This is a genomic window from Hydrogenophaga sp. (assembly GCF_050250835.1).
Classification (GTDB): domain Bacteria; phylum Pseudomonadota; class Gammaproteobacteria; order Burkholderiales; family Burkholderiaceae_C; genus Hydrogenophaga.
This window is the reverse complement of sequence record NZ_JBFWNX010000018.1, coordinates 43,219-69,334: the sequence shown is the minus strand read 5'-3', so window position 1 is coordinate 69,334 and position 26,116 is coordinate 43,219. Positions and strand designations below refer to the sequence as shown.

General features: G+C 64.9%; 24 protein-coding genes. 18 read left to right on the top strand and 6 right to left on the bottom strand.

Features of this window, described 5'->3' with window-relative positions; genetic code table 11:
- The first annotated feature begins 7 nt into the window (after positions 1-7).
- The 5 genes from AB7F11_RS18585 (at position 8) to AB7F11_RS18565 (ending at position 4,426) form a co-directional block, all read left to right on the top strand.
- Positions 8-1,459 carry a UbiD family decarboxylase gene (locus AB7F11_RS18585; protein ID WP_305726075.1) on the top strand — a complete coding sequence of 484 codons (1,452 nt, stop codon included), beginning with the start codon at positions 8-10 and terminating at the stop codon, positions 1,457-1,459.
- Positions 1,456-2,070 (top strand): UbiX family flavin prenyltransferase, encoded by a 615-nt coding sequence (locus AB7F11_RS18580; protein ID WP_305726074.1) that lies wholly within the window; start codon positions 1,456-1,458, stop codon positions 2,068-2,070. Before AB7F11_RS18585 ends, AB7F11_RS18580 begins: the two co-directional genes overlap by 4 nt.
- A gap of 35 nt (positions 2,071-2,105) precedes the next feature.
- The gene (locus AB7F11_RS18575) at positions 2,106-2,912 is read left to right on the top strand and encodes an enoyl-CoA hydratase/isomerase family protein (protein ID WP_428300308.1); all 807 of its coding nucleotides are present in this window, start codon (positions 2,106-2,108) and stop codon (positions 2,910-2,912) included.
- A gap of 31 nt (positions 2,913-2,943) precedes the next feature.
- Complete coding sequence (locus AB7F11_RS18570) at positions 2,944-3,432, top strand: DUF2390 domain-containing protein (RefSeq protein ID WP_428288708.1); 489 nt, start codon at positions 2,944-2,946, stop codon at positions 3,430-3,432.
- Between the two features lie 187 nt (positions 3,433-3,619).
- Positions 3,620-4,426, top strand: coding sequence for a helix-turn-helix domain-containing protein (locus AB7F11_RS18565; RefSeq protein ID WP_428288707.1), 807 nt, complete (start codon positions 3,620-3,622; stop codon positions 4,424-4,426).
- Positions 4,427-4,429: 3 nt separating this feature from the next.
- Here AB7F11_RS18565 and AB7F11_RS18560 read toward each other — a convergent pair whose 3' ends face one another.
- The gene (locus tag AB7F11_RS18560) at positions 4,430-5,056 is read right to left on the bottom strand and encodes a TetR/AcrR family transcriptional regulator (protein WP_428300307.1); all 627 of its coding nucleotides are present in this window, start codon (positions 5,054-5,056) and stop codon (positions 4,430-4,432) included.
- Between the two features lie 159 nt (positions 5,057-5,215).
- Between AB7F11_RS18560 and AB7F11_RS18555 the strand changes: the two genes are divergently transcribed.
- From AB7F11_RS18555 to AB7F11_RS18530, 6 genes are all read left to right on the top strand, one after another.
- Complete coding sequence (locus AB7F11_RS18555; protein ID WP_305726069.1) at positions 5,216-6,058, top strand: fatty acid hydroxylase family protein; 843 nt, start codon at positions 5,216-5,218, stop codon at positions 6,056-6,058.
- A gap of 221 nt (positions 6,059-6,279) precedes the next feature.
- Positions 6,280-7,257, top strand: a complete 978-nt coding sequence (locus tag AB7F11_RS18550) for a TRAP transporter substrate-binding protein (RefSeq protein WP_428288706.1) — start codon at positions 6,280-6,282, stop codon at positions 7,255-7,257.
- A 61-nt stretch (positions 7,258-7,318) separates the two neighbouring features.
- Positions 7,319-7,915 (top strand): TRAP transporter small permease, encoded by a 597-nt coding sequence (locus AB7F11_RS18545; protein ID WP_428288705.1) that lies wholly within the window; start codon positions 7,319-7,321, stop codon positions 7,913-7,915.
- Positions 7,912-9,174: a TRAP transporter large permease gene (locus AB7F11_RS18540; protein WP_428288704.1), complete on the top strand. Its 1,263-nt coding sequence runs from the start codon at positions 7,912-7,914 to the stop codon at positions 9,172-9,174. Before AB7F11_RS18545 ends, AB7F11_RS18540 begins: the two co-directional genes overlap by 4 nt.
- Before the next feature lie 56 nt (positions 9,175-9,230).
- Positions 9,231-9,989, top strand: coding sequence for an SDR family NAD(P)-dependent oxidoreductase (locus AB7F11_RS18535; RefSeq protein ID WP_428288703.1), 759 nt, complete (start codon positions 9,231-9,233; stop codon positions 9,987-9,989).
- 68 nt (positions 9,990-10,057) lie between these two features.
- Positions 10,058-11,527, top strand: a complete 1,470-nt coding sequence (locus AB7F11_RS18530; RefSeq protein ID WP_428288702.1) for an aldehyde dehydrogenase family protein — start codon at positions 10,058-10,060, stop codon at positions 11,525-11,527.
- A 695-nt stretch (positions 11,528-12,222) separates the two neighbouring features.
- On the opposite strand, the gene gyrB is transcribed toward AB7F11_RS18530, so the two are convergent.
- The 3 genes from gyrB to dnaA form a co-directional block, all read right to left on the bottom strand.
- A complete protein-coding gene (gyrB, locus tag AB7F11_RS18525; protein ID WP_428288701.1) occupies positions 12,223-14,838 on the bottom strand; it encodes a DNA topoisomerase (ATP-hydrolyzing) subunit B in 2,616 nt (871 codons plus the stop codon).
- 82 nt (positions 14,839-14,920) lie between these two features.
- Positions 14,921-16,027 carry a DNA polymerase III subunit beta gene (gene dnaN, locus AB7F11_RS18520; RefSeq protein WP_428288700.1) on the bottom strand — a complete coding sequence of 369 codons (1,107 nt, stop codon included), beginning with the start codon at positions 16,025-16,027 and terminating at the stop codon, positions 14,921-14,923.
- 106 nt (positions 16,028-16,133) lie between these two features.
- Positions 16,134-17,540: a chromosomal replication initiator protein DnaA gene (dnaA, locus tag AB7F11_RS18515; RefSeq protein ID WP_428288699.1), complete on the bottom strand. Its 1,407-nt coding sequence runs from the start codon at positions 17,538-17,540 to the stop codon at positions 16,134-16,136.
- 225 nt (positions 17,541-17,765) lie between these two features.
- On the opposite strand from dnaA, the gene rpmH reads away from it, so the two are divergent.
- From rpmH to AB7F11_RS18480, 7 genes are all read left to right on the top strand, one after another.
- Positions 17,766-17,900: a 50S ribosomal protein L34 gene (gene rpmH, locus AB7F11_RS18510; RefSeq protein ID WP_006299042.1), complete on the top strand. Its 135-nt coding sequence runs from the start codon at positions 17,766-17,768 to the stop codon at positions 17,898-17,900.
- A gap of 70 nt (positions 17,901-17,970) precedes the next feature.
- Positions 17,971-18,372, top strand: coding sequence for a ribonuclease P protein component (locus tag AB7F11_RS18505; RefSeq protein ID WP_428288744.1), 402 nt, complete (start codon positions 17,971-17,973; stop codon positions 18,370-18,372).
- Positions 18,362-18,649 (top strand): membrane protein insertion efficiency factor YidD, encoded by a 288-nt coding sequence (gene yidD / locus AB7F11_RS18500; RefSeq protein ID WP_428288698.1) that lies wholly within the window; start codon positions 18,362-18,364, stop codon positions 18,647-18,649. Before AB7F11_RS18505 ends, yidD begins: the two co-directional genes overlap by 11 nt.
- Positions 18,646-20,355 carry a membrane protein insertase YidC gene (gene yidC, locus AB7F11_RS18495; protein WP_428288697.1) on the top strand — a complete coding sequence of 570 codons (1,710 nt, stop codon included), beginning with the start codon at positions 18,646-18,648 and terminating at the stop codon, positions 20,353-20,355. Before yidD ends, yidC begins: the two co-directional genes overlap by 4 nt.
- A 152-nt stretch (positions 20,356-20,507) precedes the next feature.
- Positions 20,508-21,908, top strand: coding sequence for a tRNA uridine-5-carboxymethylaminomethyl(34) synthesis GTPase MnmE (gene mnmE, locus AB7F11_RS18490; RefSeq protein ID WP_428288696.1), 1,401 nt, complete (start codon positions 20,508-20,510; stop codon positions 21,906-21,908).
- Between the two features lie 106 nt (positions 21,909-22,014).
- A complete protein-coding gene (locus AB7F11_RS18485) occupies positions 22,015-22,506 on the top strand; it encodes a Crp/Fnr family transcriptional regulator (protein ID WP_428288695.1) in 492 nt (163 codons plus the stop codon).
- A gap of 85 nt (positions 22,507-22,591) precedes the next feature.
- Entirely contained in the window at positions 22,592-23,296 is a 705-nt protein-coding gene (locus AB7F11_RS18480; RefSeq protein WP_428300305.1) for a hypothetical protein, read from the top strand.
- A gap of 20 nt (positions 23,297-23,316) precedes the next feature.
- Here AB7F11_RS18480 and AB7F11_RS18475 read toward each other — a convergent pair whose 3' ends face one another.
- Together AB7F11_RS18475 and AB7F11_RS18470 are read right to left on the bottom strand one after the other, a co-directional pair.
- The gene (locus AB7F11_RS18475) at positions 23,317-23,862 is read right to left on the bottom strand and encodes an adenine phosphoribosyltransferase (protein WP_428288693.1); all 546 of its coding nucleotides are present in this window, start codon (positions 23,860-23,862) and stop codon (positions 23,317-23,319) included.
- 266 nt (positions 23,863-24,128) lie between these two features.
- A complete protein-coding gene (locus AB7F11_RS18470; RefSeq protein ID WP_428288692.1) occupies positions 24,129-26,114 on the bottom strand; it encodes a cation:proton antiporter in 1,986 nt (661 codons plus the stop codon).
- Between the last annotated feature and the right edge of the window lie 2 nt (positions 26,115-26,116).

Genomic DNA, 26,116 nt, shown 5'->3' with positions numbered 1-26,116 from the left:
CACACCCATGACCACTTCCGCCCCCGCCCTTTCCACCGACCTGCGCCGCTGGCTGGCCCACCTGTCCGACACCGGCCGCCTGGCCGTCATCCGCGAAGGCGTGAAGCTCGAACACCAGCTGGCCGCCATCGCCAAGCGGCTCGACGGCCGGCAGGCGGCCTATTTCCCCCGGCCCGGCGGGCATGACGTGCCGGTGGTGTCGGGCTTCATGTCGCGCCGCGGCTGGATCGCCGAAGCCATGGGCGTGACCGAGGCGCAACTGCTGCAGCGCTTCCGCCAGGCCGCCGAGAACCCGCTGCCCTGGCGGGAGGTGCCGGCGGGCGAGGCGCTCTGCCAGCAGGTGGTACACAAGGGCGTCGATCCGCGCCAGGTGCTGCCCATCCCCACCCACAGCGAGCACGACAACGGCCCCTACATCACCGCCGGCCTGGTGATCGCCCGCAACCCGAAGACGGGGGTGCAGAACGTCTCGATCAACCGGATCCAGGTCCACTCCAAGGAGCGCATGGCCATCCTGATGCTGCCGCGCCACCTCTGGGCCTTCTACAAGGAGGCCGAAGCGCGCAAGCAGCCGCTGGAAGTGGCGGTGGTGATCGGAGTCGACCCGCTCACGCTGCTGGCCTCGCAGGCCATCGCCCCGCTTGATTGCGACGAGCTGGAGATCGCCGGCGCCTTGCACGGAGCGCCGCTGCGCGTGGCCAAGTGCCTGACCAATGACGTGCGCGTGCCGGCCGACGCCGAGGTGGTGATCGAAGGACGCATCCTCCCTGGCGTCAAGGAGCTGGAAGGCCCCTTCGGTGAGTTCCCCAAGTACTACAGCGCGCGCGAGCACCGCGAGGTGATCGAGGTGGACGCCATCACCCATCGCCGCGATCCGGTCTTCCACACCATCGTGCCAGCGGAGATGGAGCACCTCCTGCTGGGCTCCATCCCGCGCGAGGCGACGCTGCTGGCCCACCTGCAGCGCAGCTTCCCCAACGTGCTGGATGTCCATCTGTCGATCGGCGGCGTCGGTCGCTACCACCTGTTCGTCAAGATCAGGAAGACCCACGAAGGCCAGCCCAAGAACGTCATCTGCGCCGCCTTCGGAGCGCACTACGACATCAAGCAGGTGGTGGTCGTGGACGACGACGTGGAGGTGCACGACCCGCTGCAGGTGGAATGGGCGGTGGCCACGCGCTTCCAGGCGGACCGAGACCTGGTCGTGATCGCCGGAGCGCAAGGCTCGGTACTCGATCCCTCCACCACGGTGGGCCAGGAATTCGGCGAGAACAGCGCGCCGCCGTCCCACGTGCAGGGCATCAGCGCCAAGATGGGCCTGGATGCCACCAGGCCGGTGGTCTACCACGAGCACGTATTCACCAAGGTGCGCGTGCCGGGTGAGGACACCGAGGACCTGGACGCGCTGATCGACACCTCGGCCCGCGTCGACTTCCAGACCGGCAAGGTGCAAAGATGACCACAAAGCGCCTGATCGTGGCCATCACCGGTGCCAGCGGCGCCATCTACGGCATCCGCCTGCTGCAGGTGCTGCGCACGCTGCCCGGGTGGGAGACGCACCTGGTGCTGTCCGCCTCCGGCGCGCTCACCGCCGCCCAGGAGGTGGACCTCAAGCGCAGCGAGATCGAGGCCCTGGCCGACGAGGTGCACAGCGTCAAGGACATCGGCGCCGTCGTGTCCAGCGGATCCTTCCACACCGCCGGCATGGTGGTAGCGCCCTGCTCGATGAAGACACTGGCCGGCATCGCACATGGGCTGGCCGACAACCTGGTCAGCCGCGCCGCCGACGTGGTGCTGAAGGAACGGCGTCGCCTGGTGCTCCTGGCGCGCGAGACGCCCCTGAACCTGGCACACCTTCGCAACATGGTCGCCGTGACCGAGATGGGCGCCATCGTGTTCCCGCCCGTGCCGGCCTTCTACGTCCGTCCCGCGTCGCTCGACGACATGGTCAACCACACCGTCGGCCGCGTGCTGGACCTGTTCGACGTGGATCACAGTGATCTCGTCAAACGCTGGGAGGGCCTGCGCCGGCCTCAGCCGGCCGCCCTGGTGCGCATGCCCAATCCCTGAATCCCTTTCTTCCATTGATCCACGAGAGCCCTTCCATGACCCAATTGACCCACCCGGCCCAAACCCTGCTCCAACAGCTGGATGGCTTCAGCGTCCAGATCGACGCCGAGCGCGAGCGCGCAGACATCGTGCTGCACCGCCCGCCCTACAACATCATCTCCATGTCCCAGCGCGACCAGCTGCGGCTGGTGTTCGAGTCGCTGGACGAGAACCCGGCCGTGCGGGTGATCGTGCTGCGCGCCCAAGGCGAGCACTTCTCCAGCGGCGGCGACATCAAGGGCTTTCTGGAAGCATCCCCGGAGCACGTCTCCAAGCTGGCTTGGAACATCGCCGCCCCCGCTCGTTGCAGCAAGCCGGTGATCGCCGCCAACCGTGGCTACTGCTTCGGTGTCGGCTTCGAGATTTCGCTGGCCTGCGACTTCCGGCTGGTGACCGAAACCACGCGCTACGCCTTGCCCGAACAGAAACTGGGCCAGATCCCCGGCTCCGGCGGATCGGCACGCCTGCAAAAGATGGTGGGCATCACCCGCACCAAGGACATCGTGATGCGTTCGCGCCGCATTCCGGGCCAGCAGGCGTACGAGTGGGGCGTGGCCACCGAATGCGTGCCCGATGCCGAGCTGGAAGCGGCCACCGATCGTCTGGTCGACGAGCTGCGCGCCTTCTCGCCGATCGCGCAACGCACCGCCAAGAAGCTGCTGAACGACACGGAAGACTCCACGCTGACCGTGGCCATCGAGCTGGAAGGTCATTGCTACAGCCGGCTGCGGAGCTCCGATGACTTCCGCGAGGGCGTCGAGGCCTTCCACGGCAAGCGCAATCCAAAGTTCATCGGTTCCTGAACGTCGGTCAGATTCGAAAGTGCTGCCTCCCATGACCGATGTAAAACACGTCAGCAAGCAGGATGCGTGGAACTTCATCGTGGCACGCTATCGCGACCTCACGCCCGACGAGTCGAAGCATCTCCACGGTCTGCAGGATGCGCATGGGCTGGACATCGTGCTGCACCTCTTTCAGGAGTACGCGGCCTCGCGGCTCGGACGATCACTCACGCCAGACGAAGTCGCCTCCGCCGATTCGCAGATCGCCGGTTGGCGCTCCGAAGTGATCTTGCCCCTGCGGCGACTGCGTCGAGGCCTGGAAGATCCGCCCAGCTTGGCTCCAGGCCAGCCGGAAAGTGCGCAGGCACTTCGTCCCCTCATTGCCCGGGCAGAACTGGAAGCCGAGCAGGCCGAGTTGTACGCGCTATGTGACTGGCTTTCTTCCCAGGCATGCCCCCCGGCTCGCACTTCGACGATCGTGGTGGACGAGCTGAAGCGCGAAAGCCGCATGCAGTACGCCAGTCTCTCTTGGCCGTGGTGATTGCGCCTCTCGCTCCAGCACCTTGAAACCGGGACGATGATGGCGGCCCCGCAGATCCCTGGCACCGGCCAGCCGCATCGGTGAAGCGACGGCCACGTCGACACTCAACGCCGTCGTCGACGGCGACGTTCCTTCAGGAGGATCGATGACAAATGCACTCAGGATCGCGCAGGGCGGATTCGGTCGCTTGGCACTGCTCGACATGGATACCCCGCTGGTTTCGCATGCGCACTCGCAGTGCCACGTGATCTTCAAAGCCAGCGGCGCCGATTCAGCCTTCTACGTCAGCGAGGAGCGGCTTCCGGTCACCGACCGCACCGCCATCCTGGTGAATGCCTGGGAGCCGCATTACTTCTACAGCGAACCGGACTTTCCGCGCACCGTCTACCTGGCGCTGTACATCGAACCCAGGTGGCTGGCGACGCTGCACGACCCGCTGCGCCTGGCGGCCCATCCCCGTTTCTTCCCGCAGCCCTGCGTCCAGATCACGCCCCGCATCCGCAAGCTGGCGGATGACCTGATCGGTGAACTGATGTCGCCGATCCCGATGAAGCAGGAGCGCCTGGAGATCGCGTTGTTCGACCTGATGCTGGCCGTCAGCGAACAGTTCTCGGCATGGGAGAGCATCCAGGACCTGATGCGGCCGGAAGGGCTGCGATTGCCCGATTCGCGCATCCAGCGCGCGCTCACCCACATCGGAGAGCACCTGGGCCAGGCACTGGATGCGGACCGGCTGGCCGCCTCGGCGCATCTGTCGCGCGCGCAGTTCTTCGTGCGCTTTCGCCGCTGCACCGGGATGACGCCGCACGTCTACGTCAACACCTTGCGCGCCGAGACCGCCTGCCGGCGGCTGGCGCAGGCGGACGATCGCACCAGCCTCGGGCGCCTCGCGGAAGACTTGGGCTTCCCCGACCAGGGCCACTTCACGCGCTTCATCCGCGGCCAGATCGGCGTGACGCCCGGCGAGTACCGGCGCGTGGTGCAGGTGTATTGACTGCTACTTCAGCTTTTCCAGTGTTCCCGCAGAAGGAACACAGACCAGCATCGCCTCGAAGGTGTCGAGGATGTTGTCCAGTGTGAATTTGTGCGTCCAAATGCGTGACGACGCGGGCGCGTCGTCAGCCGGCGCTTCCTTGATCGAGAACACCGTCGTCGTGTAGATCGCCACCAGTGACATGCGCTGCTCCAGCACCGGGGCAGGGATGTGGGCCAGCAGCTGGCGGAAATGCTCGAGGCAGCGGCGATAGCCGGTATTCCATTTGGCACCGATGTGAGCGCGGAAAAGCTCGCGATGCGTGAGCTGCACGTTCGACAGGAAGCGCAGGTAGGTGCTGCCTTCGGACTCGGTCACCGTCAGCTGGTACACCGGCCGGACGAAGGCGTCCAGCACATCACGCACATGGCGCGGTCCACCGTCCTCCGCCATCTGGTCGAGCAGGGCCAGGCGAAAGGCATCCACTTTCTGCGCGCCGTCGACCAGCAGCTCGCCGATCAATTCGTCTTTCGATCCGAAGTGGTACTGCAGCGAAGCCTTGTTGCGCTGCCCGGCCGCCGCAACGATATCGGCCACCGTAACGCCGTCGATGCCGTGCTGCGCGAACAGGCGCTGTGCAACGGCCTTCATCCGGACCTTCGTTTCCCTTCCGTCCGAGCGCACTGGTTTCAAGGTTGACATGGTTAGTTAAGGGCGTAGAATTAACTAAGGCAGTATACTTAAATCACTGCCGAAAGGCCAGTCCGGTGCGTCCGCGCCGGATTGCTGTGCGAAATGAAAGGAGCCAACATGAATCGCGAAGAGGAAATCGTTGCACGGTCCCTGTCCTACAGGAAGCAGTACGTGGAAGACACCCCCGGCTGGTACCGCGGCGAGCTGCACCTGGGCTTCACGCTGGCATTCACCATCGGCGTGGTCTGGTATTGCGCAGCGCAGCTGCAGAACACGACCTGGCAGGAATGGCTGTTCGTCGTGGTTCCGATGTTTCTGTTTGGGAACTGGGCGGAATGGGCCGGGCACCGCTACTTGTTGCACAGCCCTAAGAGCTGGATCAAGCCGGCCTACAAGCGCCACGTCGCGACCCACCACCAGTTCTTCTCCCACAAGACGCTCGATTACAACGGCCACAAGGAGTGGCGCGCGTTGCTGTTTCCGCCATTTGCGCCCGTGTTGTTTGTGCTGGCGGCCCTGCCGGCGGCCCTGCTGATCGGCAACCTGTGGTCGGCCAACGCGGGGTACATCGCCATGCTGACGATGGCGTCGTACTTCCTGATGTACGAAGGTCTGCACACCTTGTCGCACCTCGAGCACCCGATTCTGGATCGCATGCCGCTGGTCAACACGGTGCGGCGGATGCATGTACTTCATCATAACCCTGACTTCATGCACACCCGCAACTTCAACCTCACCTTCCCCATCTGCGATGCGCTGTTCGGCACCAGCGACCTGAACAAGGGCCTGCTCGGCACGCTGTTCAATGGCATGTCGGACGAGGCGCGCAACGAGGAGGACCAGGCCAGGCTGCGCGCCCAGCAGGTTGCCCGCGCCGGCCAGACGCAGCCGGCCGGCAAGGACACCGCCGGCGCCGCCCCGCGCAAGGCGCCCGGTATGCAGGACGCCAGGCTGGGCTAGTCAGGAGAGGGCCTTTCGCCCCTCCGGGCGAGAACCCATGCTGCTGCTGCACATCGATCCAGACTCCATGGCAAAAAACAGGAGCTTATGTCAATGCGGTGCGCGGAGCCGGCTCGTAGAGTTCAGCAAGCGTTGCGGGCGGGCATGCAGGCATGCCGGTCAGTGGCAACCATCCCGGGAAATTTGAGAGACACCCACACATCGAACGAAGGAGACAACACATGAAATTCAACAAGCTGCTCACCATCCTCGCCGCCACCGCCGGACTCGCCATGGGCGCGGCAGCCCATGCGAAGGAAATGCGCCTGGGCCTCATCGTGCCGGCCAGCCACGAATGGTCGAAGGCCGCTGTCGCGATGGGCGAAGAGCTCAAGCAAAAGACCAATGGCAAGTACTCGGTCACGATCTTCCCGTCCGGCCAGCTGGGCAACGAGGCGCAGATGCTGCAGCAGCTGCAGACCGGCGCGCTCGACATGGCCTTCATGACCGCAGCCGAAATCACCAACCGCGTGCCCGACTACGGCGCGCTGTTTGCGCCCTACCTCGTCAAGGACGTGAGGCAGGCCGGCGTGCTGCTGAACGGCCCGACCGCGCAGAAGATGCTCGAGCGCCTGCCGCGTGAAGTCGGGGCGGTGGGGGTCGGCTACGGGGTGGCCTCAATGCGGCTGATGCTCAATGGCTTCCCGACCAACGCCGCCACCGACCTGAAGGGCCGCAAGATGCGGATCACGCCGTTCCCGCCGGTGCGCGACTTCTACCAGCTGCTGGGAGCGGCTTCGACCCCGATGCCCCTGACCGACGTCTACGACTCGCTGGCCAACGGCCAGGTGGATGGCGTTGATGCGGACATGGAACTGGTGTACCGCATGAAGTTCTACGAGCGCGGCAACACGCTGCTGCAGTCGAATCACATGATGTTCCCGGTCGTGGGCCTGGTCTCCGGCCGCCTGTGGCAGACCATGTCCCCGGCCGACCGCGACCTGATCGCCGGCGCCGCGCACAAGCATCTCAACGGCCTGTTCGACAGATACGTCCAGGTGGAACAGGAGATGGAAAAGAGCGTGCAGGGCACCAAGGTCAAGGTGGTGAAGGTCGGCCCCGAGTTCTTCGGCGACACGCTCAAGCAGTGGGAAGAAATCTGGCTCAAGCGCACTCCGGTGCTGGCCGATCTGCGTCGCGAGGCCGCAGCCATCAAGTAACGGCCCGAAGGCGGCTGGCGGTGCCCCGCAACCCGCGCCGCTTTCAAGCTGGAGACCTGCCTTGCTGAAAATCATTACGACTCTGAGCGACCGGATCGCACAAGCCGAACGCAGCGTGCTGCGCCTGATTGCCCTCGCGCTGCCGCTGATGGTCCTGGCCAACGTGGCCGGTCGCGCCATGCGCAGCCCGATCTACTGGATGGACGAGCTGTCCATTCTGTTCATGGTGTGGCTGGCGATGATCGGCATGTCGCTGACGCTCAAGACGCGCGATGCGGTCGCGGTCACGATGCTGGTCGACGCGGTGCCGCCGTTTCTGGCGAAGGCGATGAAGATCCTGGTTGATCTGCTGGTGCTGCTGTTCGGCATCACCCTGCTGGTGCTGTGCTACCGCTGGTTCGACCCGGTGACGCTGATGCGCCTGGGATTCGACACGCGCGAATTCTCCGGCGAAACCTTCAACTTCATGTACCAGGACACCACGGCCACGCTCGGGGTCGCCAAGTTCTGGTTCTGGCTGGTCGTTCCGCTGGTGGCTATCACCATCAGTGTGCATGCGCTGTCCAATCTGTTGCGAACCGTGGCGACGCCCGTCACGGTGAGCATCTCGTCCGGCTTGCCGGCCGCACTGGCCGGCAACGGTGGAGCGAAGCGATGATCGCGGCCGTATTCACCTCCCTGCTGTTTCTCGGCCTCCCCATTGCGCTGGTGCTGGCGATGGTCGCGCTGGCCTACATCTATGTCAGCGGCAACCCGGTGCTCTACCTGTCGTTCCCGCAACAATTCTTTGCCGGTCTCGAAAACTACGGATTGCTGGCGATACCGCTGTTCCTGGCGGTGGGCGAACTGATGAACGAGGGCGGCATCACGCGCCGACTGGTTGCGCTGGCCTCGGTGTTCGTGGGCCACATGCGCGGCGGGCTCGCCTACATCAACATCCTGGCCAACATGTTCCTTGCCTCCATCATGGGCTCGGCCAATGCGCAGGTCGCGGTGATGGCGCAGGTGATGGTGCCGGAAATGGAAAAGCAGGGCTACACGCGCGGCTTCGCAACGGCCACCACCTGCGCCGGCGCCCTGCTCGCCCCGGTGATTCCACCGTCCATGCTGTTCGTGATCTTTGGCGTCCTGGCCCAGATCTCGATCGGCGACATGTTCATCGCCGGCATTGTGCCCGGTCTGCTGATGGCCGCTGCCTTCGTCTGCGTGGTCGCGCTGCTTGGCTACCACTACAAGTACCCGCCGGGCGAGCGCCTGTCACGCCAGCAAAAGCTGCGCAACATCGGGGCCGCCATTCCATCGCTGCTGGTGCCGATCGTCATGATCGGTGGCATCCTCGGCGGGATCACGACGCCGACCGAAGCGGCGGCGGTGGGCGCCCTGATGGCCGTGCTGGTCGGGCTCTTCGCACACCATGAAATCCGTCTCCACCGCATCGGTGACATGCTGCTGCGGGTGGCCGTCAACAGCGCGGTGGTGCTGGCCCTGGTAGCCGCTGCCGGTGTCTTCGGCTGGGTCATCGTGTTCGAGAAGATTCCGCAGCAACTGGCCTTGGTGCTGCAGCAGATCACCACCGACCCGTTCACCTTCATGCTGCTGGTGACCGCCCTGCTGCTGGGGGTGGGCGCCGTCATCGATGGCATTGCCGCCCTGATCCTGCTGGTGCCCATCCTGCTGCCGGTGGCGACCCAGGTGTACGGAATCAACCCTTACCACTTCGGTGTGGTCATGTGCATCAACCTGACCCTGGGCCTGCTGACGCCGCCGGTCGGAACGGCACTCTACGTGGCCGCGCGCGTGACCGGTGCAACGCCAGCTGAAATCCTGCGCCCGCTGATGCCGTTCCTGGCTGCCACGCTGCTGATCCTGATCCTGCTGTGCTGGCAGCCGCAGCTGGTGACCGCATTCCTCGATTAACGATTCCGGCGCCGCGCCTGCGGCGCTTCCAAACCACCTTCCAACGAGAGAAGTCCATGCAGAAGCTCAAAGATCGCGTCGCCATCATTACCGGCGGCGCGCAAGGGATAGGTGCCGCCTACGCGCGTGCGATGGCGGCCGAAGGCGCGTGCGTCGCCATCGCCGACATCCTCGACGGCACGTCGTTGGCCAGGGACATCGAGGCCGACGGGGGTCGCGCGATGGCGGTCCAGGTGAACGTTGCCGACGAGAAATCGGTCCTGGCGATGGCCGAGGCGGTCAACGAGCATTTCGGCCGCATCGACATCCTGGTGAACAACGCGGCGGTGTACGCCTCGTTGCAGTTGAAGCCGTTTTCCGACATCGACGTGGCCGAGTGGGACAAGGTCATGGCGGTCAACGTCCGCGGGCCTTTCGTCTGCGCCAAGGCTGTGGTGCCGTTCATGCGCGGCAACGGCTACGGTCGCATTGTCAACATTTCGTCCGGGACACCGTTCAAGGGCACACCGAACCTGCTGCACTACGTGACATCCAAGGGCGCCATCCTGGCGCTGACCCGGGCACTGGCACGCGAAGTGGGCGGTGACGGCATCTGCGTCAACACGCTGGCGCCCGGCCTGGTGCTCAGCGAAGGGGTGATCCAGAACACCGACATGCGCGAGAGGCTGACCGGCCCCGTGCTCGCCAGCCGCGCCATCAAGCGCGACCAGACGCCGGAAGACCTGATCGAGCCGCTGCTGTTCCTCGCCTCCGACGCCTGCGCCTTCATGACGGGCGAGACGCTGGTGGTGGACGGCGGCTCGGTCATGCATTGACAGCCGCCGGTACTGGCCTGAATCGCAGTTGCCGCATTGCAGCCTCATCAGAGAGAGATAGAACAGATATGACCCCCATCGCGCAACCCTGGATCGGCGGCCAATGGGCGCCGGTCGCCAGCCGTGCCGTCGTCGACAGCATCGACCCTTCCACCGGCCTGGTGCTCGGCCAGTTCGCCGACGCCGACACCGGCACCGCCGAGGCCGCCATCAGCGCCGCTCGCCGCGCCTTCGAGCACAGCGACTGGGCACATGCGCCCCGCCTGCGTGCGGCCGTCATGCTGGAGTACGCCAACCGCGTCGAGCGCCGGGCCGATGAACTGGCGCTGCTGCTTGCCCGGGAAACCGGCAAGCTGTTGAAGCCTGCGCAAGCCGAGCTGGCCGGTACGGTGTCCGAGATCCGCTTCTATGCGGGGCTGGCCCGCACCATCTTCGGCCGCACCACTGAGGTCGAGCCGGGCGCCCTGTCCGTGCTCAGCCGCGAAGCGGCCGGTGTGGCCGGCATCATCGTGCCCTGGAATGCTGCCGCGATCCTGCTGGTGCGCTCGCTGGCGCCAGCGATGGCTGCCGGATGCACGAGCGTGATCAAGATGGCGCCGCAGTCGGCGCTGTTCCAGACCGAACTGCTGCGCTGCCTGGTCGAGGTGCCCCACCTCCCGGCGGGCGTGATCAACTTCTACAGCTGCACCAGCAGCGAGCCGAGCGAGGCACTGGTGGTGTCCAGCGACGTCGACGTGATCAGCTTCACCGGTAGCGTGGGGGTCGGCCAGCGCATCATGGCCAGTGCCGCGCCGACACTCAAGCGCCTCAACCTGGAACTCGGGGGCAAGGCGCCCGCCATCGTGTTTGCCGATGCAGACCCCAAGGCCATCGCCGCGCAACTGGCGGCCGCCGCCACGATCGCCGCAGGCCAGCAGTGCACCGCGCTCGACCGGGTGCTGGCGCATGAAAGCCTGATCGAGCCTCTGCGTGACGCCCTGGCCGCGCATTTCCGCAGCATCTCTGTGGGACCCGCCACCGAGCTGGAAAGCATGATGGGACCGCAGATCGACATCGCCAATCGCGACCGCATTGCACGCCTGGTCGACCAAGCGCACCAGCACGGGGAGGTGATCGTGCGTGGCGAGATTCTGGACGGCCGTCTTGCGGGCGGCGCCTTCATCCGCCCCAGCCTGATCAAGGTCGACGCGCTCGATTCGCCCTTCGTACAGGAGGAATTCTTCGGACCGGTGCTCAACCTCGAAAGCTTCCGTGAAGAGAGCGAGGCCGTCGCCAGGGCCAACGCTACGCGGTTTGGGCTCTCTGCGAGCGTGTGGACGCACGACGGCGCCCGTGGGCGACGCGTGGCGCGTGCCTTGCGCAGCGGCACAGTGTGGATCAACACCCACAACAAGCTGCTGCCCGAGGCGGAAACCGGCGGCTTCGGCGCCAGTGGCTACGGCCGCCTGCACGGCGCCGAAGCGATGCTGGAGTTCCTCGAGACGAAGCACGTGTATGAAGACATCGGACGTGTGAAGCCGCGCACGGAATCGACGTGAAGTCGGATTGGTAACCCCTGGGTAAATTTGTGGCGAATCCCCAAGTCGCTGCAAGTCTGAGCGGACTGCGTGGTTCGCCCCTCACGTGGCTGGACGAGCGAGTTGAAGTGCTGGTCGCGTTCATCTTCGACGGCCTCGCCGCGCCGGGAGCCGTTGAGGGGTAAGGCCCGACCCATTACCCGCCGTTCTCGTCCGGCCTGGGAATGGAAAGTCAGGGCGATGTCAGGCTTGTGAGGAGCGCACACGCTACTTTGCGGAGAGTGGACATCCTGTGGATTCGCATATTCCCAGGCAAGAATCAGCGTGTGGACTGAGTCTTTCGCCAGCCGGCCAGATGTCCGCGCCACACGCAAGCCTGCAACGTCTGCAGCAGCCCGAAGAGCTGACTCTCGAGCTCTCTGTTCGCCAGGGCCTGAATGACCGCACCGTGGCCGGACCACGCAACATAAATGCATCCCCATCGTCTGTAGCCGCTGCATGGTTGTCGTTGACTTCAGCACCACATCCGCCGCTCATAGGACTTTCACGGCTGACAGATACCCACGCCAGTAGACGAAACTCAGGCCCGAAACAGGCCAGTCGTAAGAAGTAGCGAAGTTCAGTCGAAGTACCCTGGCGAAAGCTCCACTAATGTGGCGCCGTTTGAAATTTCAAAGTACTGAGAAATTTTCAAAGACTTCTGAGAACCTACAGCCTCAAACGTCGATGTTCCCCGCCCGCAGCGCGTTCGTTTCGATGAAGTCCCGGCGCGGTTCCACTTCGTCGCCCATGAGCATGGTGAACACACGGTCGGCTTCGATGGCGTCGTCGATCTGCACGCGCAGCAAGCGGCGCACGTTCGGGTCCATGGTGGTTTCCCAGAGCTGCTCGGGGTTCATTTCGCCCAGGCCTTTGTAGCGCTGGCGGCTGGTGGTGCGTTCGGCTTCGCTGATGAGCCAGCGCATGGCGATGCGGAAATCGGCCACCTTTTCCTCGCGCTGCTTGTCGCCTTCCCCACGCATGACCTTGGCACCTTCGCCCAGCAGGCCCCGGAATGTCTCGGCCGCGGTGGCGAGGGCTGCGTAGTCGGCGCCGTGCACGAAGTCCTGTGTGAGCACGCTGCTCTTGATGTTGCCGTGGTGGCGGCGGCTGATGCGCAGGATGGGTTTGTCGGTGCGCACGTCGAACTCTGACGCCACTTCGGCGGGCACGCCGGTGGTGCTGAGTTCGCGCAACTTGGCCTGCAGCGCCACCGCGCTGGCTTCGGCCTGCTCCACGCTATCGAGGTTGAGCGACACGCCGTCGGCAATGGCGCGCAGGGCTTCGGCGTCCATGAAGCTGGAAAGGCGCGCGATCACGCTCTCGGCGATCTGGTGTTTGCGCGCGAGTTCGCCGAGCGTGTCGCCGCTCAAGGTGGTTTGTGTGGCGCCGCCGGTGAAGACAGAGGCGTCCTTGAGCGCGATGCGCAGCAGGAAGCCGTCGAGCGCCGAGGCGTCTTTCAAATAGAGTTCTTCCTTGCCGGCCTTCACCTTGTAGAGCGGTGGCTGCGCAATGTAGATGTGGCCGCGCTCCACCAGTTCGGGCATTTGCCGGTAGAAGAAGGTCAGCAGCAGGGTGCGGATGTGGGCGCCATCGACGTCGGCGTCGGTCATGATGATGATGCGGTGGTAGCGCAACTTCGCGACGTTGAAATCGTCCACGCCGGCGGTGCCGCCGACGCCCGTGGCCTTGCCGATGCCGGTGCCCAGGGCGGTGATGAGCGTGAGGATTTCGTTCGAGGTGAGCAGCTTTTCGTAGCGCGCCTTTTCCACGTTCAGGATCTTGCCGCGCAGTGGCAGGATCGCCTGGAACTTGCGGTCGCGGCCCTGCTTGGCGGAGCCGCCGGCGGAGTCACCTTCCACGATGTAGATCTCGCACAGCGCGGGGTCTTTTTCCTGGCAATCGGCCAGCTTGCCGGGCAGGCCCATGCCGTCGAGCACGCCCTTGCGGCGCGTCATCTCGCGCGCCTTGCGGGCGGCCTCGCGTGCGCGCGCAGCCTCCACGATCTTGCCGCAGATGATCTTGGCGTCGTTGGGGCGCTCCTGCAGGTAGTCGGCCAGCAGGCGGCTCACGATGTCTTCCACCGGGCCGCGCACTTCGCTGGAGACCAGCTTGTCCTTGGTCTGGCTGCTGAACTTGGGCTCGGGCACCTTCACGCTGAGCACGCAGCACAGGCCTTCGCGCATGTCGTCACCGGTCACCTCCACCTTGGCTTTCTTGGCCAGCTCGGTTTCTTCGATGTACTTGTTGATGACGCGCGTCATGGCCGCGCGCAGGCCGGTGAGGTGGGTACCACCATCGCGCTGCGGAATGTTGTTGGTGAAACACAGCACCTGCTCGTTGTAGCCGCTGTTCCACTGCATCGCCACTTCCACACCGATGTTGGTGCCCTGGTCGCTCTGGCGATCGCCGAGCGCGTGGAACACGTTAGGGTGCAGGACGGTCTTGCCCTTGTTGATGAAGTCAACGAAGCCTTTGACGCCGCCCGCACCGGAGAAGTCGTCTTCCTTGCCACTGCGTTCGTCCTTCAGGCGAATGCGCACGCCGTTGTTGAGGAAGCTGAGCTCTCGCAGGCGCTTGGACAGGATTTCGTAGTGGAAATCGGCGTTCTCGCGGAAGATCTCGTAGTCGGGCAGGAAGTGAACTTCGGTGCCGCGCTTCTCGGTGGCGCCGGTCACGCGCATGGGCGAGAGCTCCACACCCGTGGGCGTGGCTTCAACGATGCGGTTCTGCACGAAGCCACGCGCAAATTCGAGCTGGTGCACATGGCCTTCGCGGCGCACCGTCAGGCGCAGCCATTGCGAGAGCGCGTTGACGCAGCTCACGCCCACACCGTGCAGCCCCCCCGAGACCTTGTAGCTGTTCTGGTTGAACTTGCCGCCCGCGTGCAGTTCGGTCAGCGCAATCTCGGCCGCCGAGCGCTTGGGCTCGTGCTTGTCGTCCATCTTCACGCCGGTGGGAATGCCGCGCCCGTTGTCCACCACGCTGATGGAGTTGTCGGTGTGGATGGTCACCACGATGTCGTCGCAATGGCCAGCCAGGGCTTCGTCAATGGAGTTGTCGACCACCTCGAACACCAGGTGGTGCAGGCCGGTGCCGTCCGACGTGTCGCCGATGTACATGCCAGGGCGCTTGCGCACAGCCTCCAGGCCTTCCAGGATCTGGATCGAACCCTCGCCATAGCCTTCGCTCGCGCCGACCTGGTGGGCGTCGATGACGGGCTGGAAATTGGAGCTTTCGGCTTGTGCCACGCCGGTGTTGACGGTTTCGGCAGGCTTGTTGGCGTCGGACATGGTGCAGTTTCTCGATCTCAGTAAACGCCAAACCCGCGGTGTTCGCGGGTTTGGAAGGCGGTAGCAACCAGTGTGGCTGGCTTCAGATCCGCATCGGCATGACAACGTATTTGAAGGCGTTGTCGTCGGGGTTGGTCACCAGCGCGGAACTGTTGCCGTCGGAGAGCTCGACGCGCACCATCTCCTGCGACATGTTTTGCAGCGCGTCGATCAGGTAGGTGACGTTGAAGCCGATTTCGATGGTGTCGCCACCGTAGTCGATGTCGAGCTCGTCCACCGCCTCTTCCTGCTCGGCGTTGCTCGAGGCCACGCGCAGCGAGCCGGGTTCGACGTTCAGGCGCACGCCTTTGAATTTTTCACTGGTCATGATCGCGGTGCGCTGCAGCGAAGCCAGCAACGGCGCGCGGCCCAGGGTGACGATGTTCTTGTGGTTCTTGGGAATCACGCGGTTGTAGTCGGGGAACTTGCCCTCGACCAGCTTGGTGACGAACTCCATGCCATCAAAACTGAACTTGGCCTGGTTGGCGGCGAACTGCATCTCGATCGCGCCCTCCTTGTCGGACAACAGGCGCTGCAGCTCCAGCACGGTCTTTCGCGGCAGGATCACCTCCTGCTTGGGCACTTCCACATCCAGCGTGCTGGATGCAAAAGCCAGGCGGTGGCCGTCGGTGGCCACCAGGCTGAGCTGCTTGCCTTCGGCCACGAACAGAATGCCGTTGAGGTAGTAGCGGATGTCGTGCACCGCCATCGCAAACGAGACCTGGCCGAGCAGGCTTTTCAGCGTCTTTTGCGGCACCGAGAACACCGGGCCGAAGCTGGCAGATTCCTGCACCAGGGGAAAGTCCTCGGCCGGCATGCTCTGCAGCGTGAAGCGGCTCTTGCCACCTTTCAGGATCAGCTTGCCTGCGCTGGATTCGAGACTCACGGTCTGGTCGCCCGGCATGGTGCGCAAGATGTCGATCAGCTTGCGAGCTCCCAGGGTGGTGGCGAAGTTGCCGTCGTCGCCATCGAGCGCGGCCGTGGTGCGAATCTGGATCTCCAGGTCGCTGGTGGTCAGTTGTACCTGTGAGCCAGTCTTGCGAAGCAGCACGTTGGCCAGGATCGGCAGGGTGTGACGGCGCTCCACGATGCCGGCCACCGATTGCAGCGCGGCCAAAACCTTGTCCTGGGTCGATTTCAAAACGATCATGTCAGACTCTTTCGTCTCTGGTTGCTTGTGGCCCGGAGCATGCCTCCCCCGGTGGGCCCTGTGTCTGGCGGAGCCAAATCCCCGCTATTTTCGCCTTTTTGTGGCGTCATCCCTTGAGCGTCTGTTCCAGCACATGAAGCTGCTGGTTGAGTTCGGTGTTCTGCAGCCGCTCCGCGCCGATCTTGCGCACCGCGTGGAGCACCGTGGTGTGGTCACGCCCGCCGAAGAGCTCGCCGATTTCAGGCAGGCTTTTCTGGGTCAGTTCCTTGGCGATGAACATGGCGATCTGGCGCGGGCGGGCGATGCTGGCCGGGCGCTTCTTGCTGTACATGTCCGCCACCTTGATCTTGTAGAAGTCGGCCACGGTCTTCTGGATGTTCTCCACGCTGATCTGCCGGTTCTGGATCGACAGCAGGTCCTTGAGCGCCTCGCGGGCAAGCGCGATCGAGATGTCCTTCTGGTTGAACCGCGAATAGGCCAGGATCTTGCGCAATGCGCCTTCGAGCTCGCGCACGTTGGACCGCACGTTCTTGGCCACAAAGAACGCCACTTCCTCCGGCATCACCGCGTTCTCCACCGCCGCCTTGTTGATCAGGATGGCCACCCGCATCTCCAGCTCGGGCGGCTCGATGGCCACCGTCAGGCCGGAGTCGAAGCGCGAAACCAGCCGCTCGTGGATGTCGGCCAGTCCCTTGGGGTAGGTGTCGCTGGTGAGCACGATGTGGCTCTTCTTGGCCAGCAATGCCTCGAACGCATTGAAGAATTCCTCCTGCGTGCGCTCCTTGTTGGCAAAGAATTGCACATCGTCGATCAGCAGCAGATCCAGCGAGTGGTAGCGCTCCTTGAACTCGTCGAAGGTCTTGCGCTGATAGGCTTTGACCACATCGGAGACGAATTGCTCGGCGTGGATGTAGAGAACCTTGGCCTGTGGACGGTCGGCCAGCAGGTGGTTGCCGATGGCATGCACCAGGTGGGTCTTGCCCAGGCCAACGCCGCCGTAGATGAACAGCGGGTTGTAGAGTTGCCCCAGGCTGCCCGCCACGTGCATCGCGGCAGCGCGAGCCATGCGGTTGGCCGAGCCCTCCACCAGCGTGGAAAACGTGAGCGCGGGGTTCAGGCGGGTCTTGGGGCCGCTGGGAGCCACCAGCTCGGCTGGCGCCAGATCGGGCAACTCGGAGAGCACTTGTTCATGCACGGTTCGCGGCGCAGGCGTCGTGCGGCTGGGCCCTTCACGCGGAGCAAGCACCAACTCCAGAGCCACAGGAGCACCTTGCACCGATTCCAGCAGGGCTGAAATGCGCGCGGCATACTGGGCCCTGATCCAGTCCAGCTTGAAGCGGTTGGCCACGGCCACGACCACCCGTGAACCGTCCGGCATCACGGTCGCCGAGAGCGGGCGGATCCAGGTGTTGAACTGTTGTTCGGGAATGTCCTGGGCCAGCAAATCCATGCAGGTGGACCAGAGTGACCGGGTGTCGGCCAGGGACGCGTCGGGTTGGGTGCCCTCGATCATGCTGGGGAAGTCTCAAGTATTCTGATTGTGGACAATTGACCCGGGGCCGGCCGGCCATTGTAGGGGTCGGCGGCACTTATCCACAAGGACGGCCGCGATTTTTTTCCGTCCGATCACCAGAACCCGTGAAGTTCAGGTGGCGCGCGGGCACGCGCGGCCAAGTGCTTGCCGCACTTTGGTTTTCTTTGCGATAATTGCGGGTTTCCCCGATTTGTACAGACCACCATGAAACGCACCTACCAGCCCTCCAAGATTCGCCGCGCACGCACCCACGGCTTCCTCGTCCGCATGAAAACGCGTGGCGGCCGCGCCGTGATCAACGCCCGCCGCGCCAAAGGCCGCAAGCGTCTCGCCGTCTGAGGCCGCGCATGCCGTGCCGGCGCCGTTTCGCCCGGCCGCGTCTATCAGCGGCGTTGAGGGTGCAGCGGTGATACAGCGGCTGCGGTCCCGGCAACAGTTCCAGGCCGTCATGGCGGGAGCACCCGTGGCCAAGACCCCCCACTTCGCCTTGCACCGTGCGGCGCTGGCCAGCGCGCATGAAGGCCGGGCTTTGTTTCCCGTGGTCGATGCGTGGCTGGGTGTGCTGCTGCCCAAGCGCTGGGCGCGCCGTGCGGTTACGCGCAACGCCATCCGCCGCCAGATCTACGAGACCGCCCGCCAACGCGCCGACAGCCTGCCGCAAGCGGCGATGGTCGTGCGCCTGCGCAGCGAGTTCAGCCGCCAGCAATTCGTGAGCGCCACGTCCGAGCCCCTCAAGCGCGCAGTTCGCGCCGAGCTGGAGCAGTTGCTGGCGCGCGTGCTCGTGCCGGTGGAGGCCCGCCATGTTGTCTGACTGGCCGCGCCAGGGCCTCGTGGGCCTGGTCAAGGGGTACCGTCTGCTGCTGAGCCCCTGGCTGGGCAGCGGCTGCCGGTTCGAGCCCTCCTGCTCGGTCTACGCGATCGGTGCCCTCGAGCGCCACGGCGCGCTGGGGGGCAGTGTCCTCACCCTCAAACGCCTGGTGCGTTGCCATCCCTGGTGTGAGGGTGGCCACGACCCGGTGCCCGAACCGAAGGGCACCCTGTTCACCAGCCTGCTTTCTCCTTCCTGCGAAAAGAAGAACCCGTCATGAATGACATCCGTCGGTCCATCCTGTGGGTGGTTTTTGGTCTTTCCATGGTGCTGATCTGGGACAAGTGGCAGATCCACAACGGCCACAAGCCCACCTTTTTCCCGGGATCGGCACCCGTCACCGCACCAGCTGCCGCTCCTGCGGGTGCGGCCGTCTCGGCCGACACCAGCCTGCCGTCGGCCACGCAGGCCAATCCTGCGTCAGTGGCTGCCGCGGGCGAAGCGCCTGGCGGTGCTCCTGGCGCGGTGGCGCAGCGCCATGAAGTCAGTACCGATGTGCTCAAGCTCGTGTTCAACAGCGAAGGCGGTTCGCTCATTGGCGCGCAACTGCTCAAGCACGCCGAGGCCACGCGCCAGAGCAAGGACCAGACCGAACAGCCCTTCACATTGCTCACGCAAGGTGGGGATCGCATCTATGTGGCGCAGACCGGACTGATCGGCGGCAGTTTCCCGACCCACAAGACCCCCATGACGCTGGTTGGTGGCGACACCATGCTGGCCGAAGGTCGCAACGAATTGCAGGTGCGTTTCGAATCGGCCGAGGTCGGTGGCGTCAAGCTGGTCAAGACCTACACGCTCCAGCGCGGCCGCTACGACATCGCCGTCAAGCACGAGGTGCAGAACGTTGGCGGGCAGTCCGTGAGCCCACAGCTCTACCTGCAGCTCGTGCGCGACGGCAGCAAGCTCAGCAGCGAAACGCCCTTCTATTCCACCTTCACCGGCCCGGCGGTCTACACCACCGAGAAGAAATACCAGAAGGTTGAATTCGCCAACATCGAAAAGAACAAAGCCGAGTTCGTCAAAAACACCAGCGATGGTTACGTGGCCATGGTGCAGCATTACTTTGCTACAGCCTGGTTGCTGGCCGATGGCGTGGCGCGCGAGAACTTTGTGCGCCAGGTGGACAAGAACCTGTACGCCGTGGGCAGCATCAGCAGCCTGCCCGCCATTGCGCCGGGCCAGAGCCAGGCCGTGGAATCGCGACTGTTCGTTGGCCCTCAGGAAGAGAAGGTGCTGGAGACCATTGCGCCCGGCCTCGAGCTGGTCAAGGACTATGGCTGGCTGACCATTCTGGCCAAGCCGCTGTACTGGTTGCTGGAGAAGATCCATGGCTACGTGGGCAACTGGGGCTGGGCCATCGTGTTGCTGGTGGTGCTGATCAAGGCGGCGTTCTACTGGCTCAATGCCAGCGCGTACCGCAGCATGGCCAAGATGAAGAAGATCAATCCCCGCATCATGGAAATGCGCGAGCGCCTCAAGGGCAACCCGCAACAGATGCAGCAGGAAATGATGAAGATGTACCGGGAGGAGAAAGTCAATCCGCTGGGTGGTTGCTTCCCGATCCTGATTCAGATTCCGGTGTTCATTGCGTTGTACTGGGTGCTGCTCTCCAGCGTCGAGATGCGCAATGCGCCTTGGCAGTTGTGGATCACCGATCTGTCTTCGCCCGATCCATACTTCATACTGCCGCTGGTGATGGCCATCACGACCATGATCCAGACCGCGCTCAACCCGCTGCCGCCCGACCCGCTGCAGGCCAAGCTGATGTGGCTGATGCCGCTGATGTTCTCGGTCATGTTCTTCTTCTTCCCGTCCGGCCTGGTGCTGTACTGGATCACGAACAACGTGTTGACGATTGCGCAGCAGGCGGTGATCAACAAGAGCATGGGTGTGCCCCTGAAATTCAGCATGCCGAAGTTCACCTGAACCCCCTGCGCCGCTGACGCGGCTTCCCCCCTGGGAGGTGGGGACGACACCTGGGGCCGGCGGAGCCGGACCCTCGGTGTCTCTGGAAGGGGTGGCGCTTCTTCTCTCTTCGGGCCTGCTTTGCGGGCCCTTCTCTTTTATGCTCGCTCTTTATGCTTGCTGCCTCGCGTGATGCCATCGTTGCCATTGCCACGGCGCCCGGTCGGGGTGGGGTGGGCATCGTGCGCGTTTCGGGGCGGGGCCTGGAGCCGTTTGTGCGGGCTTTGCTGGGGCGCTCGTTGCGACCGCGTGAGGCGACCTATCTGCCGTTTCCTGATGTGGTGGGTCAGGCGATCGACCATGGTCTGGCGCTGTGGTTTCCTGGGCCACATTCCTATACCGGGGAAGATGTTCTGGAGTTGCAGGGACACGGCGGCCCCGTGGTGTTGCAGTTGCTGCTGGCCCGCTGCCTGGAGGTAGGGCGTGAGACCGCGCCAGCTTTGCGCGTGGCGCGCGCGGGTGAGTTCACCGAGCGCGCGTTCCTGAACGACAAGCTCGATCTGGCCCAGGCGGAGGCGGTGGCCGATCTGATCGACGCCAGCACCGAGGCCGCCGCGCGCAGCGCTTCGCGCTCGCTCGCCGGTGTGTTCTCCAGCCGCGTGCATGCCTTGCGCGACGCGCTGGTGAACCTGCGCATGCTGGTCGAGGCCACGCTGGATTTTCCCGAGGAAGAGATCGACTTCCTGCAAAAGGCCGACGCCAGCGGTCAGTTGCTGCGTCTGCAGCAGGCACTGGCCGACGTGCAGAGTCAGGCGCGCCAGGGCGCGTTGTTGCGCGACGGCTTGCAGGTGGTGATTGCCGGACAGCCCAATGCGGGCAAGAGTTCGCTGCTCAATGCGCTGGCCGGTGCGGAACTGGCCATCGTCACCCCGGTGGCCGGTACCACGCGCGACGTGGTTCAGCAGACCATCCAGATCGAAGGCGTGCCGTTGCACGTGATCGACACCGCCGGCCTGCGCGACAGTCCAGACGTGGACGAGGTGGAGAAGATCGGCATCGAGCGTGCCTGGGACCGCATCCAGAAGGCCGACGCGGTGCTGTTCGTTCACGACCTCACGCGTGGGCAGGACACTGCCTACCGTGAGGCCGATGGCGCCATTGCTGCCCTGCTGCCGAGCGGCGTTCCGGTGCTTCAGGTGTGGAACAAGGAAGACCAGTGCGACGCCGCCGCGATTGCCGCTGCGATGTCGGGGCCGCCCGGGGACGCGCTGGCCATCTCCGCCAAACGCGGCGCGGGGCTGGACTCGCTGCGTCGCCGCTTGCTGGACATCGTGGGCTGGGAGCAACCGGGCGACGGCCTGTTCATGGCGCGAGAGCGACACCTGCAGGCGCTGCGGCGCGTGGACGAACACCTGTGCGCCGCGCGGGGACTGCTGGCTGGGCGCGGCGAGCACCTGGACCTGCTGGCCGAAGAGCTTCGCCTGGCGCAGCAGGCGCTGGGCGACATCACGGGTGAGTTCACCGCCGACGATCTGCTGGGCGAAATTTTTTCGCGTTTTTGCATCGGCAAGTGAGCGCAGGGTGCCGTTCACGGCGCCGCTCGCACCGCCCGGAGTGCAACTGTAAGCAGGGGTAAGGGCCCGCTTGCGCGCGTGCGGGCTGCGCGGTTAACGTGACCGCATGAACGCCCAGCTTCCCGCCTCCGTGCGCTTTGACATTCAAGGCCTGGCCAACTCCATGCGCCTCTCCAGTGCGCTGGACGCCGTGCCATTGAATCTCAACGACAGCCAGTGGCCGATGCTTGCCAACTACCTGCAACCGGTGGCGCTGCAGCAGGGGCAGGTGCTGATCGAGCAGGGCGTGAAAGACCGCACCGTCTATTTCGTGGAAAGTGGCACGCTCACCGTTCACTACGAGGATTCGCGCGAGCGCGTGCGCATCGCCGTGGTGGGCTCGGGCTCGCTGCTGGGCGAGGGTGCGTTTTACAGCCACCTCCCGCGCAGCGCCACGGTGCATGCGGGCAGCGATTGCCGCCTGTGGTGCCTGACGCCGCTGCGCTTTCGCGAACTTTCCGCGCGCCACCCCGAAATCGCGCTCGAACTCTCGGTGGCCATGTCGGCCGTGCTCGCTCGGCGCATGTACAACCGACCCAAGCGGGTCGCGGTGACCTGACCGTGCGGCGCGGCTTCCCCCTCAACACGTCCTCATGTCCTCCCTTCAACCCTTTCTGCGCGTATCCCCTGCGCAAACGATGTACATGTCTTTGATGAGTTGGTGGCAAGCCCGGAAACCCGCACTCTCCGGCAAGGGGGGCTTTACCCGGGCCCGCAACAAGTTCAGCCAGACCACGTTGCCGCTGATCTCGCCGCGCCGCGGTCGCCGCATCCTGCGCCGCGAGCAGCTGTTCTCCGTGGTGCGCGAGTCCCTTATCCGTGCAGGCGTGCTCTCCACCAGCTACGAGTTCAAGGTGCTCACGCTCGACGCGACGGGCGACACCTTTCTGGTGTTGATCGACCTGGCCTTGCCCGCACAGGCCATGCCCGACGAGTACCTGCTCGAGATCGAGCGCTGGATCCAGCAGAGTGCGAAGACGCGCCATGAGATGGACATCCGCTCGGTGTACTGGCGCCGCAAGGCCTTGCACGACCAGGTGGGCATGGCGCTCAAAGCCGCCGTGTCTGCGCAGACGCGCCGCGAGTCGGTGCTGATGACCCCCGGTGCGGTGCCCCCGCCCTCACGGCCGATGCCGGTGCCCAGCCCCACCGCAATTCCCAGACCCGAGATCACGCCCTCGCGCGAACCTGCGCAGGTGGTGGGTGACGACGAAGTGGCGGCATTTCGTCGAGCCTTGCAGAGCGTGGCCACGCCGCCCTACCGCACGGCCGCCGACGCGCAGATGCCGGTGCCCGAGTCGCACAGCGACTTCGCGGCCCTGAGCGAGACGCAGCACGGCAAGCTCTGAGCGCTGCCGCGCCGGCCCGCTCAGTGACCGGCGAAATCCACCAGCGTGAACAGCTTCAGCCCGGAGGCGCGGAGCTTATCGGAGCCGCCCAGTTCGGGCAGATCCACGATGGCCGCGCCCTCCGTCACTTCCGCGCCGAGCTTCTCCAGCAGCCGGCGCCCCGCCATCATGGTGCCGCCCGTGGCGATCAGGTCGTCGATCAGCAGCACCCGGTCGCCGGCCTTCACCGCGTCGGTGTGCAGTTCCACCGTGGCGCTGCCGTACTCCAGCTCGTAGGTCTCCTCCACCGTGGTGAAAGGAAGCTTGCCCTTCTTGCGGATGGGCACGAAGCCCACGCCGAGCTGATAGGCCACGACCGAGCCGATGATGAAACCGCGTGCATCCAGCCCGGCCACCACGGTGGGCTTGAGTGCGGCGTCCATGTAGCGATGCACGAAGCTGTCGATCAGCACGCGAAACACCTTGGGGTCTTGCAGAAGGGGCGTGATGTCGCGGAACTGCACGCCGGGCGCAGGCCAGTCGGGCACGGTGCGGATGTGGGCTTTGAGGAAGGCGGCGTTGTCCATGGGCGTGGTCCGTGAAGCAGCGGGCATTATCGACGCGATGGAGCGTGGCCCGTGCTGATGCGCCATGCAGGACAAAAAAAGCCCCGGCCTTGGGCCGGGGCAGGAGACCATGGCGACCCTGTTCAATGCCATGGGAGGAAATCGAGGTCACGGTGATCGTTGCCTGAGGCAGATTGTGTGTGCCCGCCGTGCCCTGACAGGCGCGCACCCGGCGTGTGGTCGCCTGCAGCCGATGGACGACCTTCGTTGCCGCAGGCCAGGGCGCCTCAGCCCGAGAGCAGCTTTTCTTCAGCCAGCGCGAGCGCCGGCGCCTTGCCGCTGATGACGATGGTGTCGCCGCCTTCGAGCGCGACCTCGTCGTCCACCGCCTGGGCGCGCCCATTGGCACGCCGCAGGCTCACCACCCGCACGCCCATGGCATGCAGCGCGAGTGAAGCCAGTGTCTTGCCCACGTTGCGTCCGGCCGCGGGCAGTGTCACGGTGTTGAGCCGCTCGTGGTCGATCTCGTCGGCGCCGTCGTCGTCGGCGCCATGGAAATATCCGCGAAGCAGGTTGTAGCGCGCATCGCGCTGGTCCTGAACCACGCGGATCACGCGCCGCATCGGTACGCCGACCAGCGCGAGCGCATGGCTGGCCAGCATCAGGCTGGCTTCGATGGCCTCGGGCACCACTTCGGTGGCGCCGGCAGCGCGCAGCTTCTCCAGATCCACGTCGTCCACCGTGCGCACCACCACCGGCACATGCGCGGCCTGCTCACGGGCATGGCGCAGCACCTTGAGCGCACTCGCAGTGTCGAGGTAGGTCACGGCCACGGCACTGGCGCGATGCAAACCGGCAGCCATCAGGGCCTGCAGGCGCGCTGCGTCGCCGAATACCACCGAGTGCCCTGCAGCAGCGGCCTGGCGCACCCGGTCGGGGTCAAGGTCCAGCGCCATGTAGGGGATGCCCTCGGCCTCCAGCAGCCGGGCCAGGTTCTGGCCGCAGCGCCCGTAGCCGCAGATGATGACGTGCCTGTCGGCGTTGATCGCCTTGCGGGCGATGCTGGTCATCTGCACCGACTGCATCAGCCAGTCGCTGCCCACCAGCCGGATCACGATGGCGTTGGCGTACATGATGGCAAACGGCGTGAGCAGCATGGAGATGACCATGCTTGCCAGGATCGGGTTGAACAATTGCGGTGGAACCAGGTTGTTCTGTCCTGCCAGCGTGAGCAGCACCAGCCCGAATTCACCTGCCTGTGCCAGGTACAGCCCGGTGCGCAGCGCCACGCCCGTGGTCGCACCGAGTGCGCGCGTGAGGCCGGTGATGAGCAGCAGCTTGAAACCCACCGACACCGAGAACAGCAGCAGCACGAGCGGCCAGCGGTCCAGGACAAGGCGCCAGTCCAGCGTCATGCCGATGGTGATGAAGAACAGACCCAGCAGCACGTCGTGGAAAGGCCGGATGTCGGTCTCCACCTGGTGCTTGAACTCGGTCTCCGAGATCAGCATGCCGGCCACGAAGGCGCCGAGGGCGAGCGAGAGCCCGGCGTGCTCGGTAAGCCAGGCCAGGCCGAGCGTGATCAGAAGCAGGTTGAGCATGAACAGCTCGTCGCTCTTGCGCCGCGCCACCATCGTCAACCACCAGCGCATGAGCTTTTGCCCGCCGGTGAGCAGCAAGCCGAGCAGCAGCACCGCTTTCAGGGTGGCCCAGGAGAGCGCGATCAGCAGGTCGTCCGGGTCCGCTGCTAGGGCAGGAATCAGCACCAGCAGAGGCACCACGGCCAGATCCTGAAACAGCAGAATGCCCAGCACGCGTTTGCCATGCTCAGACTCCAGCTCCAGCCGCTCGGCCACCATCTTGATGACGATCGCCGTGCTGCTCATGGCCATCACCCCGCCCAGCGCCAGCGCCGTCTGCCAGCTGATGTCCCACCAGGTGGGCAGCAAGAGCGTGAGTGCGAGGGAGGCCCCTGTGGTCAACAGGATGGTGAGCACGACCTGGGACAACCCCAGGCCAAACACATGGCGCCGCATGGCGCGCAGCTTGGGCAGGCTGAATTCGAGCCCGATCACGAACATCAGGAACACCACGCCGAATTCCGCGAGGTAGCGAACACCACCCGATTCCTGTGCCAGCGCCAGCGCGTTGGGCCCGATCAGCACGCCCACCAGCAGATAGCCCAGCATCGGTGGCAGCCGCAACATGCGACAGCCCACCACCCCGAGCACGGCGGCCAGGAGGTACAGCAGGGCGATGTCGAGCGAGTTCATCT

Bases quoted from the DNA above. Each gene is read 5' to 3' on its own strand.
- AB7F11_RS18585 (WP_305726075.1), top strand. From the start codon at position 8: ATGACCACTTCCGCCCCCGCCCTTTCCACCGACCTGCGCCGCTGGCTG.
- AB7F11_RS18580 (WP_305726074.1), top strand. From the start codon at position 1,456: ATGACCACAAAGCGCCTGATCGTGGCCATCACCGGTGCCAGCGGCGCC.
- AB7F11_RS18575 (WP_428300308.1), top strand. From the start codon at position 2,106: ATGACCCAATTGACCCACCCGGCCCAAACCCTGCTCCAACAGCTGGAT.
- AB7F11_RS18570 (WP_428288708.1), top strand. From the start codon at position 2,944: ATGACCGATGTAAAACACGTCAGCAAGCAGGATGCGTGGAACTTCATC.
- AB7F11_RS18560 (WP_428300307.1), bottom strand. From the start codon at position 5,056: ATGAAGGCCGTTGCACAGCGCCTGTTCGCGCAGCACGGCATCGACGGC.
- AB7F11_RS18555 (WP_305726069.1), top strand. From the start codon at position 5,216: ATGAATCGCGAAGAGGAAATCGTTGCACGGTCCCTGTCCTACAGGAAG.
- AB7F11_RS18550 (WP_428288706.1), top strand. From the start codon at position 6,280: ATGAAATTCAACAAGCTGCTCACCATCCTCGCCGCCACCGCCGGACTC.
- AB7F11_RS18540 (WP_428288704.1), top strand. From the start codon at position 7,912: ATGATCGCGGCCGTATTCACCTCCCTGCTGTTTCTCGGCCTCCCCATT.
- AB7F11_RS18535 (WP_428288703.1), top strand. From the start codon at position 9,231: ATGCAGAAGCTCAAAGATCGCGTCGCCATCATTACCGGCGGCGCGCAA.
- AB7F11_RS18530 (WP_428288702.1), top strand. From the start codon at position 10,058: ATGACCCCCATCGCGCAACCCTGGATCGGCGGCCAATGGGCGCCGGTC.
- gyrB (WP_428288701.1), bottom strand. From the start codon at position 14,838: ATGTCCGACGCCAACAAGCCTGCCGAAACCGTCAACACCGGCGTGGCA.
- dnaN (WP_428288700.1), bottom strand. From the start codon at position 16,027: ATGATCGTTTTGAAATCGACCCAGGACAAGGTTTTGGCCGCGCTGCAA.
- dnaA (WP_428288699.1), bottom strand. From the start codon at position 17,540: ATGATCGAGGGCACCCAACCCGACGCGTCCCTGGCCGACACCCGGTCA.
- rpmH (WP_006299042.1), top strand. From the start codon at position 17,766: ATGAAACGCACCTACCAGCCCTCCAAGATTCGCCGCGCACGCACCCAC.
- yidD (WP_428288698.1), top strand. From the start codon at position 18,362: ATGTTGTCTGACTGGCCGCGCCAGGGCCTCGTGGGCCTGGTCAAGGGG.
- yidC (WP_428288697.1), top strand. From the start codon at position 18,646: ATGAATGACATCCGTCGGTCCATCCTGTGGGTGGTTTTTGGTCTTTCC.
- mnmE (WP_428288696.1), top strand. From the start codon at position 20,508: ATGCTTGCTGCCTCGCGTGATGCCATCGTTGCCATTGCCACGGCGCCC.
- AB7F11_RS18485 (WP_428288695.1), top strand. From the start codon at position 22,015: ATGAACGCCCAGCTTCCCGCCTCCGTGCGCTTTGACATTCAAGGCCTG.
- AB7F11_RS18480 (WP_428300305.1), top strand. From the start codon at position 22,592: ATGTCTTTGATGAGTTGGTGGCAAGCCCGGAAACCCGCACTCTCCGGC.
- AB7F11_RS18475 (WP_428288693.1), bottom strand. From the start codon at position 23,862: ATGGACAACGCCGCCTTCCTCAAAGCCCACATCCGCACCGTGCCCGAC.
- AB7F11_RS18470 (WP_428288692.1), bottom strand. From the start codon at position 26,114: ATGAACTCGCTCGACATCGCCCTGCTGTACCTCCTGGCCGCCGTGCTC.